16 protein-coding genes are annotated in these 20891 nt (G+C 32.9%); 8 read left to right on the top strand and 8 right to left on the bottom strand.

Annotated features, from left to right (window positions below; all coding sequences use genetic code 11):
- Positions 1 to 73: 73 nt before the first annotated feature.
- Entirely contained in the window at positions 74 to 1078 is a 1005-nt protein-coding gene (gene holA / locus ACH5TW_RS05200) for a DNA polymerase III subunit delta (RefSeq protein WP_439335431.1), read from the bottom strand.
- 106 nt (positions 1079 to 1184) lie between these two features.
- Between holA and ACH5TW_RS05195 the strand changes: the two genes are divergently transcribed.
- From ACH5TW_RS05195 to ACH5TW_RS05185, 3 genes are all read left to right on the top strand, one after another.
- The gene (locus ACH5TW_RS05195; RefSeq protein WP_439335430.1) at positions 1185 to 1628 is read left to right on the top strand and encodes a type I restriction enzyme HsdR N-terminal domain-containing protein; all 444 of its coding nucleotides are present in this window, start codon (positions 1185 to 1187) and stop codon (positions 1626 to 1628) included.
- Complete coding sequence (locus ACH5TW_RS05190) at positions 1628 to 2617, top strand: glycosyltransferase family 2 protein (protein ID WP_439335429.1); 990 nt, start codon at positions 1628 to 1630, stop codon at positions 2615 to 2617. Before ACH5TW_RS05195 ends, ACH5TW_RS05190 begins: the two co-directional genes overlap by 1 nt.
- Before the next feature lie 96 nt (positions 2618 to 2713).
- On the top strand, positions 2714 to 3556 hold the full coding sequence (locus ACH5TW_RS05185) for an OmpA/MotB family protein (RefSeq protein ID WP_439335428.1): 843 nt from the start codon (positions 2714 to 2716) through the stop codon (positions 3554 to 3556).
- Between the two features lie 294 nt (positions 3557 to 3850).
- Here the strand turns inward: ACH5TW_RS05185 and ACH5TW_RS05180 are convergent, their stop codons facing one another.
- Positions 3851 to 4984: an erythromycin esterase family protein gene (locus ACH5TW_RS05180; protein ID WP_439335427.1), complete on the bottom strand. Its 1134-nt coding sequence runs from the start codon at positions 4982 to 4984 to the stop codon at positions 3851 to 3853.
- A gap of 196 nt (positions 4985 to 5180) precedes the next feature.
- On the opposite strand from ACH5TW_RS05180, the gene ACH5TW_RS05175 reads away from it, so the two are divergent.
- Complete coding sequence (locus ACH5TW_RS05175) at positions 5181 to 6464, top strand: Kelch repeat-containing protein (RefSeq protein WP_439335426.1); 1284 nt, start codon at positions 5181 to 5183, stop codon at positions 6462 to 6464.
- Between the two features lie 208 nt (positions 6465 to 6672).
- Here the strand turns inward: ACH5TW_RS05175 and ACH5TW_RS05170 are convergent, their stop codons facing one another.
- Together ACH5TW_RS05170 and ACH5TW_RS05165 are read right to left on the bottom strand one after the other, a co-directional pair.
- Positions 6673 to 7293, bottom strand: a complete 621-nt coding sequence (locus ACH5TW_RS05170) for an L-threonylcarbamoyladenylate synthase (RefSeq protein ID WP_439335425.1) — start codon at positions 7291 to 7293, stop codon at positions 6673 to 6675.
- A 22-nt stretch (positions 7294 to 7315) separates the two neighbouring features.
- A complete protein-coding gene (locus ACH5TW_RS05165) occupies positions 7316 to 9664 on the bottom strand; it encodes an ATP-dependent helicase (RefSeq protein ID WP_439335424.1) in 2349 nt (782 codons plus the stop codon).
- Positions 9665 to 9814: 150 nt separating this feature from the next.
- On the opposite strand from ACH5TW_RS05165, the gene ACH5TW_RS05160 reads away from it, so the two are divergent.
- Together ACH5TW_RS05160 and ACH5TW_RS05155 are read left to right on the top strand one after the other, a co-directional pair.
- Positions 9815 to 11362: an FMN-binding glutamate synthase family protein gene (locus ACH5TW_RS05160; RefSeq protein ID WP_439335423.1), complete on the top strand. Its 1548-nt coding sequence runs from the start codon at positions 9815 to 9817 to the stop codon at positions 11360 to 11362.
- Between the two features lie 20 nt (positions 11363 to 11382).
- Positions 11383 to 11904, top strand: a complete 522-nt coding sequence (locus ACH5TW_RS05155; protein WP_439335422.1) for a DUF7935 family protein — start codon at positions 11383 to 11385, stop codon at positions 11902 to 11904.
- Here the strand turns inward: ACH5TW_RS05155 and ACH5TW_RS05150 are convergent.
- The 3 genes from ACH5TW_RS05150 to ACH5TW_RS05140 are packed head-to-tail and all read right to left on the bottom strand — an operon-like array spanning position 11896 to position 16568.
- Positions 11896 to 12816, bottom strand: coding sequence for a patatin-like phospholipase family protein (locus ACH5TW_RS05150; protein ID WP_439335421.1), 921 nt, complete (start codon positions 12814 to 12816; stop codon positions 11896 to 11898). The two genes, ACH5TW_RS05155 and ACH5TW_RS05150, sit on opposite strands and share 9 nt — an antisense overlap.
- 42 nt (positions 12817 to 12858) lie before the next feature.
- Positions 12859 to 14841, bottom strand: coding sequence for a M1 family metallopeptidase (locus ACH5TW_RS05145; RefSeq protein WP_439335420.1), 1983 nt, complete (start codon positions 14839 to 14841; stop codon positions 12859 to 12861).
- Between the two features lie 38 nt (positions 14842 to 14879).
- Positions 14880 to 16568 carry a histidinol-phosphatase HisJ family protein gene (locus ACH5TW_RS05140; RefSeq protein WP_439335419.1) on the bottom strand — a complete coding sequence of 563 codons (1689 nt, stop codon included), beginning with the start codon at positions 16566 to 16568 and terminating at the stop codon, positions 14880 to 14882.
- Between the two features lie 230 nt (positions 16569 to 16798).
- Here ACH5TW_RS05140 and recG point away from each other — a divergent pair, with 230 nt between their 5' ends.
- Positions 16799 to 18901 carry an ATP-dependent DNA helicase RecG gene (gene recG / locus ACH5TW_RS05135; RefSeq protein WP_439335418.1) on the top strand — a complete coding sequence of 701 codons (2103 nt, stop codon included), beginning with the start codon at positions 16799 to 16801 and terminating at the stop codon, positions 18899 to 18901.
- A gap of 57 nt (positions 18902 to 18958) precedes the next feature.
- A complete protein-coding gene (locus ACH5TW_RS05130; RefSeq protein ID WP_439335417.1) occupies positions 18959 to 19540 on the top strand; it encodes a MiaE family protein in 582 nt (193 codons plus the stop codon).
- 63 nt (positions 19541 to 19603) lie between these two features.
- Here ACH5TW_RS05130 and ACH5TW_RS05125 read toward each other — a convergent pair whose 3' ends face one another.
- On the bottom strand, positions 19604 to 20707 hold the full coding sequence (locus tag ACH5TW_RS05125) for a DUF2911 domain-containing protein (protein ID WP_439335416.1): 1104 nt from the start codon (positions 20705 to 20707) through the stop codon (positions 19604 to 19606).
- Positions 20708 to 20891: the final 184 nt, after the last annotated feature.

The raw sequence follows: 20891 nt of genomic DNA, 5'->3' as shown, positions 1-20891 counted from the left end.
GAAACAGCAACAACGTTTTTAATTAAGTGTTTGTTCTGTGTTTATTTAGGAATAGGTAATTGTGGACAAAAATTTAGCTAAGAATCTTAACAAGCAATTCTTTTAACAAATCACCTTGCGGAACGGCATTCGAGCCTACACCCTTACTTTTTACATCAAACTCTCTAAGGGTTGAAACCACCATGCTTACTTTTCGCATCGGGTAATTTCTAGCAGCTGATATGTATTCATTTACAAAATACGGATTCACCTTTAATGCAGACGCAACATTCCTAGGCGATTTATCATTTAATCCATGAAAATGAAGTAATTGGGAAAAGAAATTAAACAACAAAGATACCGTAACCACCATAGGATTATCCTTTGGATTGTTCGCAAAATAATTAACAATTTGATAGGCTTTAATAGTATTGCGTTCACCAACAGCTTTACGTAATTCGAAATTATTAAAGTCTTTACTAATACCTATATTCACTTCAATAACCTCTGGCGTAATCTGACTTCCTTCAGGTAAAATAATTTGAAGCTTCTCTAATTCATTATTAATTTTACTTAAATCGGTTCCTAAAAACTCCACAAGCATTTGTGCTGCTTTAGGCGAAATAGTATAATTTTTAGGTGATAAAACTCGACGAATCCAATCGGCTACCTGGTTTTCGTAGAGTTTTTTACTCTCGTAAACAACGCCCGTTTTTTTAAGCGATTTATACAACGCTTTACGCTTATCAATCTTCTTATACTTATAATTAAAAACGAGAACTGTTGTAGGTTGCGGATTTTGCGCATAAGAAGCCAGTTTCTCAATAGTACGCGATAAATCTTGAGCTTCTTTAACAATAACAACCTGATACTCTGCCATCATAGGGTAACGCTTCGCATTTCCTACAATATCATCAATAGATACATCACGACCGTATAAAACCGTTTGATTGAATCCGCGTTCCTCTTCACTTAAAACACTAGCTTCAATATAATCTGAAATTTTATCAATATAATAAGGTTCTTCGCCCATTAAAAAATAAATAGGTTTCAGTTTGCCTTCTTTTATATCGGTAGCTATTTGTTTTACTTCGTCCAAATCAATAAAAATTTCAAATTATAAAATCCAAAACCCAACATTTTTAGTTTGCTGCTTGGTTTTTGGTTTATGTAGTTTAACTTTGAAAAAAAATCAATGTGCATTCATGCAAGCATTAAACTTTCCTAAGTTTTCATTTCGATTCAAAAATAGCGAAAATAAAGTTTCTATTTTTGATCCTATTCGTAAAAAGTTTGTGATTCTTCAACCTGAAGAATGGGTGCGCCAGCACTGTGTTTTGTATTTAATTAATGAAAAAGGCTATCCAAAATCATTAATAAATGTTGAAAAAGAACTCACAGTTAACTCATTAAAAAAACGATACGATATTGTGGTTTTTAATCCAGATGGAAGTATTCATCTTATTGTAGAATGCAAATCGACAAAAATTAATGTCGATCAAACCACATTCGACCAAATTGCGCAATACAATTTAACCCTAAATGCCAGCTATTTAATGGTTACTAACGGATTAAATCATTATTATTGTCAAATGGATTTCGAAAATGAACGCTATCAATTTTTAAAAGATATTCCAGATTATAACTAATGAAATTTGCCATCGTCATATTAAATTGGAACGGAAAAAAGCTACTAGAACAGTTTTTACCATCGGTTATTACATTTTCTCAAGAAGCCGATATTTACGTAGCCGATAACGCTTCAACCGATGATTCTATCGCTTTTTTAAAATCCAACTTCCCATCTGTAAAAATAATTCAGAACAAAAAAAACGGTGGTTATGCCAAAGGCTATAACGATGCTTTAAAACATGTAAAAGCAGATATTTTCTGTTTACTAAATAGCGATATAGAAGTTACTAAAAACTGGCTCGCTCCTATTAAAGACACCTTTACAAGCGAAGCAAACACAACCATTATTCAACCAAAATTATTAGATTATAAAAACAAAGCGTATTTTGAGTATGCAGGTGCTGCTGGCGGATTTATAGATAAATACGGCTACCCGTATTGCCGAGGTAGAATTTTTAATACTATCGAAAAAGATTTAGGACAATACAACGACACGTCTGAGATATTTTGGGCTTCTGGAGCCTGCCTATTTATTAGAAGTCAGGTGTTTCAGGAATTAAACGGATTAGACGCACATTTTTTTGCACACATGGAAGAAATCGATTTGTGTTGGCGCGCTAAAAACGCAGGATATGCTATAAAATATGTTGGAAAATCAACCATTTACCATGTTGGTGGTGCAACTTTAAGCAATTCAAACCCTAAAAAAACATACTTAAATTTTAGAAACAGTCTTTATACACTAACAAAAAATGCTAAAGGCAATATTCTACTCAAAATTTTTGTTAGGCTCATTTTAGATGGTGTTGCCAGTGTAAAGTTTCTTTTCGAATTTAAATTTAAACACATTCTAGCCATTTTAAAAGCTCATGCTAGCTTCTATTCGCATTTAAAGCACTTATTAAAGCAAAGAAAACTCACAAAAAATAAAATTAAGTACTATCAAAGAACATCAATTGTCTTTGATTATTTCATAAATAAAAAAGACAATTACAAAAGATTATAAAAAGTTAGTAAAAGTTTTGTTAACAATGTTAAAAACGACTAATTTTTGTATATTTTTGTTACTGTTTAAATTTTAAAAGTTAATCCTATAACAATTATGAAAAAAGTTTTATTACTTAGCGTATCTGCAATGATATTATTAAGTTCATGTGTATCAAAAAAGCTTTACACAGATCTTCAAGCAAAACAAAAAGAAACTCAAGATTTACTTAATTCTGCAACTGTAAAATTAAACTCTTGTTTAGAAGACAGAGCATCAGCTACAGCTAAAGTATCACTTTTAGAAGGTCAAGTAGACGATTTAAAAAAGTATAACGATAACTTACAAGTATTATCTGCAAAAGGTGCCTCTAACGTAGAAAAAACATTAGAAAGCATTAAAGAAAAAGAATTAAAAATTACACGTTTACAAGATGCATTAACTAAAAAGGATAGTGTAACACTTGCAGTTGTAACAAGCTTAAAACGCGAAGTTGGTATTAACGATCCAGATATTGAAATAAACGTAGAAAAAGGTGTTGTATTTATCTCAATTGCCGATAAATTATTATTTAAAAGCGGAAGCTACAACGTAACTGCAAAAGCAAAAGAAGTACTTGCTAAAGTAGCTAAAGTTGTAAATAGCAAACCAGATTTCGAATGTATGGTAGAAGGTCATACAGATAGCGTTCCTTACAAAAAAGGAGATGTATTGTTAGACAACTGGGATTTAAGTGTTAAACGTTCTACATCTATTATTAGAGTATTACAAGATTTAGCTGTTAACCCTGCACAATTAATTGCTGCTGGTCGTAGTTCTTACGTACCTTTAGTAGACAATGATACTGCTGAGAACAGAGCTAAAAACAGACGTACGCGTATTGTAGTTTTACCTAAAATTGACCAATTCTACGATATGGTTGAAAAAGAAATGAAAAATCTTTCTGCTGCTGGAAACTAGTTATATTTTCAACATAAAATATTTAAAAGCTCAACTGCAAAGTTGGGCTTTTTTTATGCGTTTAATTTGGGCGTTATTTTTATCCTGAATTTAGTTCAGGACCAAGGTCAGGCTATTCGCTATATCTTTCTGCGAAGCAGTCCCGAACTGGTTTCGGGATCTCATTAATATATAACATGTAGTTTACAAAGAAGCTTTCAAGTCTAAATCTTCGCAAAAAGGATGCCGCTACTATCCTTAACGCGGGCGCAACTGCTAAGGTTAGTATTAATAAACAAAAAAAGTATTTACATCTCAATATTTCACTTTTTCTCCTTTAGAAATAAATACTAATGCATCAAAATGCTTAAACCAATTTGTTTTATTCTTTTCTAAATTAAACATTCCAACATAGTCTCTTTCTGCAAATTCAGGGCTGTCATTAATTAATTGTTTTGAGTCAATAAAATAATTATTTTCAGTTGACGGCAAAAAATGAAGTAGATTACCTTGATCCTCTCTTGATTTTTTAATCCAATTTTCTTTTCTATAAGGCATATTTATAGAAGATATAGCAATATGATATGATAGTTCTGGATTTAGGCTTACAAATTGCCCTCCCATAGTTTGTCCTTTCATAAAATCATATTCATACTTAGCCATATGAGCATTGGCTAACCAAACAATAAACTTTTTATTGGGCATTGTTTTAACTAAGAAATCAAGATTCTTTGCCATTTGAGTATCTCTAATTGGTATTCCCTTAGTAGAGCTTTTATTAGTGGTGTTTAATAAAATATCACTTTTAAAACTTTCTAAAAGCTGAAACCAAAGCGCATCTTTAATTACAACATCATTTTCAAACAATTTACTCACTTCACTAAGTAAATAATCTAAATCTGTTTTTTTAAGAACCTTATTAGCCTGCTTTCTGTTTTTAATATATGTTTCAGTTAAGTCTGAAAAATTTTGTTCATATTCAATTGAATTATCCTTTAAGAACGCTATTAATTTATTTGTAAAATTATTATAAGTATAACCAGACCCCATTTGATTGTCAAAACCCCATATTGTAACATTATGAGCTTTTAAAAACTCAAACAATACTTTGCATTGTACTGATCGTGACCAAAATGAAAATAAATTTATTTTGTTGTGGTCAAAATAAAGTCCAAAAAAATCACCTTCAAAAGCAATGTCTTTATAACCCTTTTCTAATACTAAATATTTTACAAATTCGGTTTTAGCAAGAAAATCAGAACCAATATGATGCTCTGCCTCTCCCAGAAAAACAACCCTTTTGTTAGATATATTTTTGCCTATTATATCTTTAACATCTTCAGTCAATAGGTTCTCCAAAGCGTTTAACTCATAAGTATTCTTATCAACTTGAGCGAACATTGAATTGAACCCAAATATTACAGAAATAATGAAGATTGTATGTTTCATAGAGACATTTAATTTTGATTGAAAATCAAAAAAACACATATTTAATTCTAAAAGTGTTAAATATTCTCTAATTGGGAAAATATTAATGAGTTACATTTTATTTTACTCAGCTACAAATTTGTAATAATCGATTTCATTATCACTTGACTTTGTCAGAAAAAAAAGATAACTTCGTTTAACGTATGATATAAAACCTATGAGAAAAAACAAATACTTAATATTTGGAGTCGTCCTAATTTTAATCGCTTTTGGATGTGGAAAGGACGATAACGGGAATATTGATGACGGCAATGATGATGACATCATAATCATTGAGAATCAGCCACCGAGTGCTTTCTCCCTTTTAACAGTAAATAATGGAGCAGTAGACGTGCCATTAAAACCCACTTTAACTTGGAGTGTCGCAACAGACCCAGATGATGACCCAATTACATATGATTTAATCTTGGATAATAATACAAGTCCTAGTACAGTAATTGCATCGAACCTTAATGTAACTGAATTCACATTTAGTTCCCCTATTGATTTTTCAGAAGGTTTTTACTGGAAAGCAATAGCAAAAGACAACAATGGAAACTCTACTGAAAGTAGCATTTTTAGTTTTACTACTATTGATTTATTTTCACAAGTCACAGTTAATGCTCCATTTTCAGGTAGACTAGGTCATACTTCAGTAGTATTTGAAGATAAAGCGTGGGTAATTGGTGGAGCTCCAAGTGGTGGAAATCGAGTAAACGATGTTTGGTCTAGTACTGATGGTGTATCTTGGAATGAGGCGACACCATCAGCAGCTTTCCCTTCAAGAGCATCTCATACTTCTGTTGTGTTTGATAATAAGCTATGGGTAATTGGTGGTTATGCTGGCAATTATTCTAACGATATATGGTCAAGTAGTGATGGAATTAATTGGACCAACGCAACTTCTAATGCTCCTTTTACTGCAAGAGATAATCATACTACTGTCGTTTTTGATAATAAAATATGGGTAATTGGCGGAGAAAGTGGACCTCTTCAGATACTAAATGATGTATGGAATAGTAGCGATGGAATTAATTGGACTCAAGTAAATACATCTGGCACATTGCCTTCTAAAGCGCGTCATTCAACAGTAATATTCGATGATAAAATTTGGCTAGTTGCTGGATTAGGCATTGATGGAAGTAAGAATGATGTATGGAACAGTAGTGATGGAATGACTTGGAATGAAATTACTAGCGCTGCGCCTTTTGTTATTCGTTACTATCACACTACAACAACATTTGACAATAAGCTTTGGGTTATTGGTGGTATAACCAATGGTAATAATTTTTTAAATGATGTTTGGACAAGTAGTGATGGTATTAATTGGACAGAAGTCACTTCTGATGCTCCTTTTTCTAAACGAGACTATCATACTTCAATTGTATTAAATAATAAACTATGGGTTATTGGAGGAAGAGATGCTAATGCTAGAAAAAATGATGTTTGGGTGATGAATTAAAAAACGTTTTACAACAAAGTATAAAATTAATGGCTGGTTTTAGCCTACTTGGAAAATTCCTGCGGAATTTTCCGCTGGCAAGTTTCTATTTACTAAATTAGTACTTAAACGCGCCACTAATATTATACGTAACCGTTAAACGAACTCTCTCCAAAATAAAAAAACTTAATTAAAATTCATTCAATAAGATTCCTGCCTACGGAGGCATTTAGAAAATCTCCAAACTCCCCTTGCCTTCTCTTACAATAATAGGTTCGTCTTCAGATAAATCGATAACGGTAGAGGCTTCATTATCGCCATAACCACCATCAATAACTAAATCGACTAGGTTATCCCATTTTTCAAGAATAAGTTCTGGGTCTGTGGTGTATTCTAAAACTTCATCGTCATCGCGTATAGAGGTTGATATAATAGGGTTTCCTAACTTTTCTACAATGGCTAAAGCAATATTATTGGATGGCACACGAATACCAACCGTTTTTTTCTTTTTAAACGGATTGGGTAACGATTTAGAACCTGGAAGAATAAAGGTATAAGGTCCTGGAAGCGCACGCTTTAATATTTTAAAGGTAGAAGTGTCTATTTGCTTAACATAATCGCTTAAATGACTTAAATCGTGACAAATAAATGAAAAATTAGATTTCTCTAGCTTTACTTGTTTAATTCTAGCAACACGCTCTAAAGCTTTTAAATTAGTAATATCGCAGCCTAAACCGTAAACAGTATCAGTTGGATAGATAATTAAACCGCCTCGTTTTAGAACAGCCACCACCTTTTCAATCGCTTTCGGATTGGGATTTTCTTCATATATTCTTAAAAACTCAGCCATAATGCATTTACTTCTAACTAATTTAACCAATAACTTCCAACTTCGCAAAACGTAATAGTAATTTCTTAACACCACCATGCTGAAAATTGATTTCGGCTTTAACATCGGCACCTTTACCTTCTATTTTCAACACTTCTCCGGTTCCAAAACGAATATGCTTTACAAGATTACCAACCGTTAGTGTATTATCAAATAAATTAGCGTTAGCACTTTCATTGGTTTCTGCAGCAGAAACACGTTTTAAATTTTTAGGCGCTGTAACTTGAAACTTTGGTTGTTCTTTTTTTATAGATTTTGTAGGCTTTTTTAAAACCGCTTGTTTTGCTGGTTTATACCTAATTTTATTAGGTTCTACATCGCCAAAAATATCGGCAGACAACATCGGGTTGATGCGTCTTTCTAGTTTTGGTGTTATATTCTCAATAAACTGCTCGTCTATTTCTTCAATAAAACGACTTGGCTCAGAATCTACCAATTTTCCCCAACGGTAACGCGATAGCGCATAGGTTAAATAGGCTTGCTTTTCGGCTCTTGTTAATGCTACATAAAATAAACGACGTTCTTCTTCAAGTTCGCTACGTGTATTCATACTCATAGCACTCGGGAATAAATCTTCTTCTAAACCAACTACAAATACATGATTAAATTCCAATCCTTTTGCTAAGTGAATAGTCATTAAGGCTACGGCATCTTCTTCACCTTTTTCGTTATCTAAATCGGTTGCTAAAGCAACATCTTCTAAAAACTCAGCTAAATTACCTGTGGTATCGGCAATTTCCATTTGGCCTTCAACAAAATCCTTAATACCATTAAGCATTTCTTCTACGTTTTCTAAACGCACAACGCCTTCTGGAGTTCCTTCCTTATTAATTTCACGTAATAAACCTGTTGCTTTTACCACATGTTCGGCTAATTCAAAGGCTGTTGCCGTTTGGTTCATAACCTGGAAACTCTCTATTAAAGTAACAAAGTCTTTCAGCTTGTTTTTAGCACCATTATTAATGTTAATATCTACTTTATCAATATTTTGAAGCACTTCGAAAATGGTTCTTTTATAACCATTTGCTGCTACTACTAGCCTATCAATCGTGGTTTGCCCAATACCTCTTGCTGGGTAATTAATAACACGTTTTAAAGCTTCTTCATCGGCAGGGTTTAAAATTAATCGCAGATACGAAATCACATCTTTAATTTCTTTACGCTGATAAAAACTCAATCCACCATAAATTCTATAAGGAATATCGCGTTTTCTAAGCGCATCCTCCATAGCACGCGATTGTGCATTGGTACGATACAAAATAGCAAACTCTTTATTTTGTAATTGGTCTTGCATTTTAGCATCCCAAATGGTACTTGCTACATAACGTCCTTCATCACCATCGGTTAAAGAACGGTGCACTTTTACTTTTGGACCTTCGTCATTAGCCGTCCAAACTACTTTATCTAACTTGGTTTTATTATGTTCTATAACAGAATTTGCTGCACCTACAATGTTTTTAGTAGAACGGTAATTTTGCTCTAATCGAAACAGTTTTACACCATCATAATCTTTCTGGAAATTCAAAATATTATTAATATTCGCACCACGGAAGGCATAAATACTCTGCGCATCATCACCAACCACACAAATATTTTGAAAACGATCGGCCAAAGCCCGCACAATTAAATACTGACTGTGGTTTGTATCTTGGTACTCATCAACCATGATATATCTAAATCTATCCTGATATTGTGCTAAAACAGCAGGAAAACGGGTTAGTAACTCGTTGGTTCTTAATAATAAATCATCAAAATCCATAGCACCTGCTTTAAAGCATCTGTCTACATAGGCTGCATATATTTCTCCCATTCTTGGGCGACGTGTCATAGCATCGGCTTCCTTTAATTCAGGATTATTCATATAAGCCTTTACAGTAATTAAACTATTCTTGTAAGACGAAATCCTGCTATATACCTGCTTAGTTTTATAAATATCTTTATCTAAGCCCATTTCTTTTATGATAGATCCCATTAGTTTTTGAGAATCTTGAGTATCATAAATAGTGAAATTACTAGGAAATCCTAAGTGATGCCCTTCAAAACGTAATATTTTAGCAAAAACGGAGTGAAACGTACCCATCCACAGGTTTTTTGCTTCACTAGTACCTACTATATCGGCAATACGCTCTTTCATTTCGCGTGCTGCTTTATTTGTAAATGTTAATGACAAGATGTTAAAAGCATCAACACCCTGACTCATTAAATACGCAATTCTATAAGTTAACACACGTGTTTTTCCCGATCCTGCACCCGCAATAATAATCATTGGGCCTTCTTTTTGTATGGTAGGCTCTAATTGTGCGTCGTTTAACTGACTTAAATATTTCTCCAAATTAATTTCAATTTTTAAAAGTTAAAAATAACCATTGTACGGCGTTTAACAGTATGTAATTATTAATAATTATAAACAATTAAAATTTAACTTTGGCTTTATCAAAATTTAAATATCTTTAGCATTCATTTTTAAAAATTCAAGAATTTTATGTTCGATTTTTTATCAAATATTACTTGGTGGGGTTGGGTTTTAATAGCCTTGGCAATTGTAGCTATACGCGATATCTTTTTTCAAAAAAAACATACTATAAGTCACAACTACCCTATTGTTGGACATTTACGTTACTGGCTAGAAAGTATTGGACCAGAAATGCGTCAGTATTTTGTAGCTAATAATAGAGAAGAATTACCTTTTAATCGTATTGAACGCGGTTGGATTTATGCTTCTGCTAAAAAAGAGAATAATTATGAAGGCTTTGGAACGGATAGAGATATTTATGCGCATCAACATATATTCATAAATAATGCGATGATGCCTTATAAACTCCCTGAAAATCACCCTAATAAAATTGATAAAACATTTTTACCCTGTGCTAAAATTATGGGGGCATTCAATAAACGTAAAAGACCATATAGACCAGCTTCTGTAGTTAATATATCTGCCATGAGTTTTGGCTCGCTTTCTGCAAAAGCTGTAGAATCATTAAATAAAGGTGTTAAAATTGCTGATGCTTACCATAATACTGGTGAAGGCGGCTTATCACCTCACCATAGTCATGGTGGCGATGTTATTTTTCATATTGGAACAGGCTATTTTGGAGCACGTAATAAAGATGGCAGTTTTTCTATGGAAAAATTAATAAAACTAGTTAAAGAAAACCCATTTGTACGCGCCATAGAAGTCAAACTATCGCAAGGCGCTAAACCAGGAAAAGGTGGTGTTTTACCTGGTGCTAAAATAACTAAAGAAATTGCCGAAATTAGAGGTGTTGAAGTTGGTAAAGATGTATTATCACCCCCAAATCATACTGCCTTTTCTAATGTTCCTGAAATGGTTGATTTTATTGAAAAAATAGCAGAAGCCACAGGTTTACCTGTTGGTATAAAAGCTGCTATTGGGAAACTAGAACAATGGGAAGAATTAGCAGATATTATGATTAAAACCAATAAAGGCCCAGATTTTATAGCAGTAGATGGCGGTGAAGGTGGTACAGGTGCTGCTCCGCCTAGTTTTGCCGATCATGTTAGTTTACCTTGGGTGTATGGATTTAGCGATTTATATAGATTATTTAAAAACAAAGGACTTGCTGAACGCATTGTATTTATTGGCAGTGGTAAACTTGGTTTTCCTGCAAAAGCTGCTATGGCATTTGCTATGGGTGCCGATTGTATTAATGTAGCCCGGGAGGCGATGATGAGTATTGGTTGTATACAAGCTCAAATATGTCATACAAACCGTTGTCCTACTGGAATTGCCACGCAAAGTAAATGGCTGCAAAGTGGGATTGATACCACATTAAAATCGGAGCGATTGGCTCAATATTTTAAATCCTTTAGAAAAGAATTTATTGAGATAACCCATGCCGCAGGTTACGAACACCCTTGTCAATTTAAAATGAGTGATATTGAAATTAATGTAGCCGACCATACCTTATCAAAAGAATTAAACAGAACTTATATGTATGAGAAAACAGTTGTTCCTTTTAATTCTATGCAAGACTTAAAAGATTGTTTATATTTGGGAGGAAAATCTTAACCAAGCATTAAAATCACACTATGGATACCCAAAGAATCATCGATCTTTTTCTTTTTGCAATTCCTTCATTAATTACAGGAGTTATTGCTTATTATTTTTTTAAAGAGCACACCAAAAATGAAGATGGCAGAAGACGCTATTTACTAAAAAAAGATATGCAAGTAAATGCGATGCCTTTGCGATTACAAGCATACGAACGTATGGCTTTGTTTTTAGAACGCCTATCTCCTTCAAAACTATTAACAAGAGTCAATCCAACATCTTCAAATAAAGAAGATTACATCAATTTACTTATACAAACTATTGAACAAGAATTTGAACATAATTTATCGCAACAAATCTATGTGAGTGAAAAATGTTGGAACATTATAACAACAGCAAAAAACGCTACAATTCAACTCATTAGAAAAGCTAGTATGTCTAGCAAAACAGATACCGCAAATAAACTTAGAGAGGTGGTTTTAACCGAAATGATGGAGCGCCTTTCACCTAGTGATGCCGCTTTATCTTTTATAAAAGAAGAGGTTTCAGAATTATGGTAAATCTTCTATGCGCAATTCATTAGAACGCGCTTCTTTACATTTTTCTTTGGCATAATTATAACCTTGATCCCACCAAGAAGTCATTAGCTTTTTATTAAATATTAGCGAATTCTCTGTTAATTTTGATGATGTATAGTACAAATTCAGCTTTACATTATTATTCTTTGCAGCTAACTTTCCAATCGTGATATCATTACGCTCTACTTGATCTGATAAATGTCCGAACAAATTAATCATTAATGAAAACGGGTTTTTTCCTAAAACCTTATTGTATTCCATTTTTTCAGACTCTAATATAATAGCATCAATTTCTGTAGCTCCACGCAAAACAGCTTCTCGTATTGGCACTACACAGCCTAAGCCGCCATCGGCATATTCAAAACCGTTTTTTTTAACCAAAGACATAAACGGTATGTAATTACAGGAAATCCAAATCCAATCACAAAACTCGTCATAGCTAAAATCTTTTATAGACTTATACTCTACTCTATTTTTTGACAAATTAGAGACCGTTACAACAACATCATGTTTATGTTCTTTTATATAATGATATTCCTCTTCGGTAAAATGCTTCTTTATATAACGCTTTAAAGCTTTACTTTCCCCAAAAGTTCTTTTACTTTTAATAAATTGAACTATAGTATTCAAAAAATTAATAGAAACAAACTCTCTATTTCCTTTTTTACGAGTACGAAATGGGTTTATACTGAAAATATTACTCTGTTTAACATTCGTAAAAACGCCGTGAATTTTTTCAATTTTATTTGCTGCCAAATGAGGCACCAACAAACCTCCTGTTGAAGTTCCTAAAAACATATCGTAATCACGTCCTTCTTCCTGCATTAAATACTGGGCAACACCACCTGCGTATGCGCCTTTACTACCCCCTCCTGAAATTACTAATGCTTTCAACTTAAATTGTTTATTTGTAAATATAAAAACTTAAAAATACAATTACATATCTTTCAACATCTCTTTTGCATATTTTGAAAACTGCCAGTTATGATGTTTCGTTGCTTGTTCTAAATTTTCTTTACAGTCATCTGCGCAGGAACTTATCCATAATAAATATTGAAATGCATTACGTCTTATTGCAAAATCGTATTTAGGGCTCGTATAATCGTTTAATTCCTTAAAACAAAGCTCTTTATTCGCTGGCTCAAAATCATCCGTTATTAAAGCCAAAGTAAGCCATAGTATCCTAACATTTTTATCATTAAACCCAACAATGCCTTTTGTTTTATTTAAATACTTACTCTGTTCTTCTGGAAAATTATTCCATAAATTGAATAAAGCCGTTTCAATTGTGATATATGATTTATCATTTAGAAGCGATTCGTAGTCCTCTTTTAATTCTAAAGGAATTCTATTTAAAGATTTAGCAATGGCTTGACGCACTTTAAGAGTACCGCTAAAGGCTTTTCTTGTTATATTTTTTGGGTCTTGGTGAATGATTTTTATTTTAACTTCATCTGAAACATTAGAACTTACTAAGAAACTACAGTTAGAACCAATCTGGTCGCAGTCAACATCTATATATTGACTAATCATTTTTGATTTTTTCAGACTTTTTAAAGCCAATTCATAATAAAACCTATCATCCTCCAACCAAATTTCAACAAAATCACTCAAATCCTCCCCACTCGCTTTTTCTACTTCACTAATAAAATCATCAGTCTCTACATTTTCATATTGATGCTTTTCCAAATAGTTTTTCACTCCTACTTTAAAAGCCTTATCTCCTACTCGTTCTCGCAACATATGCAATACCCAAGCCCCTTTTTTATAAAAGGTTGTACTACTTGATTTCGGATTTAAAAGCGATGTACTTCCTCCTGCCTTATCTTGCTCTAAAAGCTCTTGAGCATACTCATACAACCTCCAATAGTAATAATCGTCTCCATATATATTGCGTTCAGCTAATAAAGCATAATACGTCGCAAAACCCTCTTGTAACCAATGATGTTTTCCAGAAGTTTCAGTCACTAAATCACCAAACCATTGATGCGCTAATTCATGCGCATTAATATTTACAAAATCTCTATCTACAAAGGCTATAGAATCGATTACAGAAGCATCCGAATAGATATTAAGACTTGTATTCTCCATCCCAGCATACAAAAAGTCTTTTACAGGCACCATCTTATAATTTTGCCACGGATACGGAACACCAATTTCTTCTTCTAAAAAATCGAACATTTGCTTCGTGTAGCGATATGTAGGTTCAAACTTTAACGAATCCTCAGGATAGTAATACATTTCTAAAGGAATACCGCTTTTAGAATACTCAATCTTTTTATCGTACTTACCAATAGCTAAAGCTACTAAATAGCTTGCCATAGGCTTTTGCATGTCGTAATGCCATGTGGTTGTTGAGTCGTTTATTTCTTTATCAGTTAATTTTCCGTTAGCTATAACTTGATAATTCTTATCGAATTCAATACTTAAATCAAATTCAATTTTATCGTTCATATCATCAATACTCGGTAGCCAGTTGCTAGTGTACTTCCCTTGACCTTGTGTCCAGATTTGCTTATTTCCTTCTTCATAATCCCAATCAATAAAGTATAAAGCTTTTTTAGGATTTACGAAGTATCTAAAACTTAACCTATATTTCCTATCTTTTTTAAAGCTATGTTTTAACCATAATTTATCTCCATCATTATGATTTGGCACCATACCTCGATATAACTTATCAGATTTAATTTTATCTGAAGTCAAAATTATTTGCATAAACCGCATACCTTTAGCATCAAGGTATACCGAATCTATATCTTTTAAAACTTCAAACCTATAAATAACCTTTCCAAAGACCTTCCCTTGGTAAACATCAAAAAAAACATCAGCTTTAGCAGTTTTAAAATCAACGTATTCGGTTTGCTGAGAAAACCCCAAACATGTTATAAACAAAAAGAAAAGTGTTTGCTTAAATTTCATATTTCGAATATAGCAAACTTTAGACCAAATATTACAAATTAGAAACTATGAAACTCAATTAAATTAGCTTCATAATATTGATTACCCAGTTTAGATAATAAATCTCTAATAACATTACTATCACCATCTGTAGCTATAGCAGAATACCCTGTGTCATTCAGTTTTCCTAATCGTAAATCTATAATATTGATGTGCTTTGAAGCTAAAGCCGACAATAATATCAACAGAACCCCAGGCGCATTATGATGCTTGGTTAAAATAACTTTTTCGCTTAACGCTAAATTTAATTTTACGCCATCCATTTCTAATAAATAAACACCTTCACTGTAGTAATTTGGCATTTTGGCGTTTTCTTGATAAGTCAACTTATTAAAAAGTCCTGCATCTGTACCATTAATAAAATCAATAGCACTTGCAACATTACCATTATCGTTTTCTATAGATAAAAATGCCATAGCTGTGCCATCGTTATTTGATTTCAATCGAGCAGTTTCAACATTTATACCTTCTGACGCCAATGTATTAAATAGCGAAGAAATAACACCAGGCTCATCTAAATGCTCAGAAAACAACCCGTTTACTATTTTAGTAGTAAGTTTTGGTATTTCATTTGTAATCGTAATAGACTTCCCCCATTTTCTAATTCTAATAGCATTATAATCACCCATACCTGTTGAGTTTTTATAAATATCTACAAATTCTGAAAAATCACCTCCAAAAGAAAAATCTGGAATAATTCTTCTTTGATCACTATCTAATCGTTGATTTAATAATTCAATACCCTTATTTAAAACAGTATATTTCACTTTTAATTCATGGTCGTCGTAAATGGTACGGTTTTCTGGAATTAATTTAGAGTAACTTACATAGCTTTCATATCCAGCTTCCTGAATATACTCTAAGCTTTCTTTATAATTCAAACCGTAATAGCGGACATGATGCGTATCTGTACCCACACATACAGGTATTTGAAGCTCATTAGCACGTCTTAAAATACTCTGAACCGGATACACACCAACACCTTTAAACTTACCAGCCATATTAACATCTAAAGACAAATTACGATCGGCAATAAGCTCTAAAAGCGTTCTAAATTTATTTGCTAGCGGATGTGAGCTTGTTTCAAAATTCACCAAAGCTTCAGGCATATCTACATTCAGTTTTGGCAAATCGATATGACCAATAATTTGAATCATATCACCAAAACATTCAATCATCTGAATCATTTCATTAAAATAACCATCCCAATAAGCTTCAAGACTTCCTCTAATTTTTAATAACTCAAGCGCCTCTTCTTTAGAACCATCATAAGGCAATCCTTCTGGAGCAAAATGCACTGAACCTATAACATAATCGGCATCTTCTGCTTGAAATATTTTAGATCTACTCCACTGCAAACCTAGATCTGGACCCATCCATTCTAACTCAACACCATATTTTATGTTAATCTGTCCGTCATATTTTTCACGAAGATTAGCAATACGCTTTGGGTAATTTAAGTACGATTTATTTCCTCTAATAAACTTAACATTAGTATCTGTTTCTGCTATATAGCGAAAACTCGTTAATCGAGGTGAATGAATTATAAACGTAATACTTGGGTTACCAGCTTCAATAGCTTTATCAACTATATCCTCTAATTTATCAATACCATGTTTTACATGATCTTGTTCTGTACCTGCATGAATACCATGTGTTTCCCAAATAAATTCGTTCAGCTTTCTCATCAATCCGTATGCTTTAATTATGGTTTTAAAGACCAAATTTAACCATTGAAATATAATTATTCACTAAAAAGTGATTGTTTTCAATATTTTTTAAAAAGAAATCTTTATTGGCTATAAAAATCATCAAAATTAAAGCTGATATTATGAATTCAATAAAACACCAGAAAACAACAAAGTAATGAACCACATTAAATATTAAAATTTTAATGGAATTGCTTAAATTCGCCTCTATGTCTGTTAACCTTCAAACCCCCATAGATTATTTAAAAGGCGTTGGCCCTGGTAGAGCCGATTTACTTCGTAAAGAGCTAGGTATTCATACGTATCAAGACTTATTAAACTTATTTCCAAACAGATATATTGACCGCACTCGTTATTTTAAAATAAACCAACTACAACGCAACAATGCCGATGTACAGGTAATAGGTAAAATAACAGCCTTTAAAGAAGTCGCTCAAAAACGTGGCAAACGTTTAGTAGCAACCTTTCAAGATGATACAGGAACCATGGAATTGGTTTGGTTTCGTGGACAAAAATGGATTCGAGAAAACTTAAAGCTTAACACACCTTACGTTGCCTTTGGAAAAACCAATTGGTTTAGCGGAAAGTTTAACATGGCGCATCCAGATTTAGAACTTTTAAAGGAGCATGAAAAAAATTTGAGAGCTGGCATGCAACCTATATATCCGTCTACTGAAAAATTATCAAACAGAGGAATAAGCAATCGGGTAATGAGCAAAATCATGCAACAATTATTCATTGAAAATAATGGTAAATTTGTTGAAACATTATCTGATAATTTACTTTCAGAACTAAAATTAATCAGCAAAAAAGAAGCGCTTTTAAACATTCATTTTCCAAAGAATTCAGAACTACTTTCTCGTGCGCAATCCAGATTAAAATTTGAAGAATTATTCTATATTCAATTGCAATTAATTTTAAAAAATCTAATTCATAAATCAAAAATAAAAGGCTTTCCTTTTGAAAAAGTAGACACCTATTTCAACACCTTTTTTTCAACCTATTTACCCTTCGAATTAACCAATGCACAGAAACGTGTTTTAAAAGAAATTCGTGCAGATTTAGGAAGCAATGCGCAAATGAATCGGCTTTTACAAGGTGATGTAGGTTCTGGCAAAACCATTGTAGCGTTCATGTCAATGCTCATAGCACTTGACAACGGTTTCCAAGCTTGTTTAATGGCTCCGACTGAAATTTTGTCAGTCCAACACTATAGTGGATTTATTGAATTATGTAAAAATCTAAATATCAGCATAGAAATACTCACAGGTTCAACAAAAACTTCAAAAAGAAAAATAATTCACGAAGCTTTAGAAAATGGTGAATTACAAATATTAATTGGCACTCATGCCCTACTTGAAGACAAAGTGAAATTTAAAAATTTAGGGCTTGCAATTATTGATGAACAACACCGATTTGGAGTTGCACAACGAAGCAAATTATGGAAGAAAAACTCGTCTCCTCCACATGTTTTAGTTATGACTGCAACACCAATTCCGAGAACCTTAGCCATGTCTGTTTATGGCGATTTAGACATCTCAATAATTGACGAATTACCACCAGGAAGAAAGTCTATAAAAACGGTTCATAGATTCGATAATAATCGTCTAAATGTTTTTAAATTTATTCGTGATGAAATTTCAAAAGGCAGGCAAATTTATATTGTATATCCATTAATTCAAGAAAGCTCTGCTATGGATTATAAAGATTTAATGGATGGCTACGAAAGCATCTCTAGAGACTTCCCTATGCCCGAATATCAAATCTCAATTGTTCATGGAAAAATGAAACCTGCCGATAAAGATTTTGAAATGCAACGCTTTATTAAAGGTGAGACTCAAATTATGGTAGCAACTACAGTTATTGAAGTTGGAGTAAACGTACCAAATGCCTCCGTTATGATTATTGAAAGCGCAGAACGCTTCGGGCTATCGCAATTACACCAATTACGAGGACGTGTAGGTCGTGGTGCCGAACAGAGTTATTGTATTTTAATGACAAGCCACAAACTGAGTAGCGATAGTAAAACCCGTTTAGAAACCATGGTTAGAACCAATGACGGTTTTGAAATTGCCGAAGTAGACCTGCGCTTACGAGGTCCTGGAGATATAATGGGAACACAACAAAGTGGCATTTTAAACCTAAAAATAGCCGATATTATTAAAGACAATGACGTTTTACAAAGCGCCAGATATTATGCTAAAAAGATATTACAACACGACCCTAGCTTATCTTTAAAAGAAAACGAAGTTATACTTAACACTTACATATCCTTAGGAAAGTATAAAAATATCTGGAACTACATTAGCTAACCCTATTTTGGCTTTTAAATTATAAGTACATTTGTTCAACAAACTATTCATTAAAATATGCTTGGATTAAAATTAGCAACCGACCCACGTTGGGTAAACATAGTAGAGTCGAATATTGAAGAAATTTTAACCGACCATGCATGGTGCGAGCAAAAGGCTGCTACTAATGCCATCACCATTATTACACTAAACTCCGAACATACCGATTTAGTAACAGATTTACTAGCACTTGCCAAAGAAGAACTAGAGCATTTTCAAATGGTGCACGATATTATTAAAGCACGTGGCTACAAACTAGGCAGAGAGCGTAAAGATAGTTATGTAAACGAGCTTTATAAATTTATGAATAAAGGTGGAAACCGCGTACAATGTATGGTTGACAGACTCTTATTCTCTGCCATGATTGAAGCAAGAAGCTGCGAACGTTTTAAACTATTATCCAAAAAGATAAACGACCCAGAACTTTCTAAATTCTATCACGATTTAATGATTAGCGAAGCAGGGCATTACACGACTTTTATAGGTTTTGCTAGAAAATACGGTCAAGAAGTTGATGTAGATAGGCGCTGGCAAGAACTTATTGATTTTGAAGCTGAAGTAATTCAAAACTACGGAAAAACTGAAACTATACATGGTTAAAAAAAGCCCAACCAAATTGGCTGAGCTTAAATCACTGATTGTAGTTTGATTGATGTTTACTGTTTAATTTATATCTTGATTTTTTTTAACCTTTTTAATATTATCTTCAATTCTTTTCTTTGAAGCTTCATTAGGCGCATTTTTTAAAGCTTTTTCAAGATAAAACAAGGCTTTTTTATAGTTTTCAAATGCAGAATACCCTCTAGCTAACCCATAGTTTACAGGCCAAATACCTTTGTTATTTTTAGCATTCATTTTAAAAACCTCTAACGCTTTGTCTTTATACCCATTAGCAATTAATGTTCTACCATATTGATGTGCTTCAAAAACCGTAGCGTATTCAAGCGCTTCACTCATGAGTTCTAAAGCTTCTTTTTTTCTATTAAGCTTATCAAGTATTTGTGACTTAATCTGAAGATTACTAAATGTTTTCTGACTATAAAACTGACCTGAAATAGCACCGTCAATCCAACCTAAAGCTTCATTTAAATCACCATTATTGTTTAAAGCATAACTCGCAGCCTGTTCCCAGTTTTGTCTTGAGAACCCAACCTGCCCATTAAACTGATCTCTAAAGCTATCTAGTACAATTTCAGAAACTGGAAATTCTATTTTAAAAGAAAACTGTTTTTTCCCCCAACTTAAAGCCGCAACTGTTGAGTTTGCATTTACCTCAATAAAACTATAAGTTAATAACTCTGTGTGTGGTATTTCGTGAGTTTTAATATTAACACGCAATGCATCTTCTTCAGGATTATAAAAATAACTTCCCCAAGACGAAGTGTTTTTTGAAAAAATTAGAGTAGCAGAATCATCTTCATTAACAATAATATGAAACCCATAAATTCCTGCATTAATTTCTTTACCTTCAACTTTAGCTTCATGAGAAAAAGTAATCGTTGTGTTTTCATTAGCCCCTGCACGCCAAGGAGCTGCTGTTGATGTTCCAAAACCTAAATTATTTAATCCATAAGGAACAAGTTTACCCCATACTTCCCTATCATTAACACTAGGCCTTGAATACGCAATTGTTACATCTGAAATTCCAACGCGTTGAGAAACCGTAGCAAATTGACTTCCACGCGGCGTAATTAATTGCGCAAAGGTGCTCATACTAGCAAAGAGCATAAAACACATAAAAAATAATTTAATGTAATTGGTTTTCATTTTTTGGTTTGTTAAGTTTTACTGGCTCAAGGTATGCCGTTATCTAACACAGAGCTGTTAGCGTTTTGTTAAACAAATTCCCAAAACTGTTAATTAACTAATTATTAAGAAGTCTTTAACAGTTATAAGCCTTCTCAAAGAGAATATGTAACTTTGCGGTTCCTATTTTTAGATTTCAAACAAA

Source organism: Thalassobellus sediminis (assembly GCF_044386045.1).
GTDB classification, from domain to species: domain Bacteria; phylum Bacteroidota; class Bacteroidia; order Flavobacteriales; family Flavobacteriaceae; genus Thalassobellus; species Thalassobellus sediminis.
The sequence above is the reverse complement of the archived record's forward strand: the minus strand, read 5'-3'. Positions and strand labels throughout refer to the sequence as shown.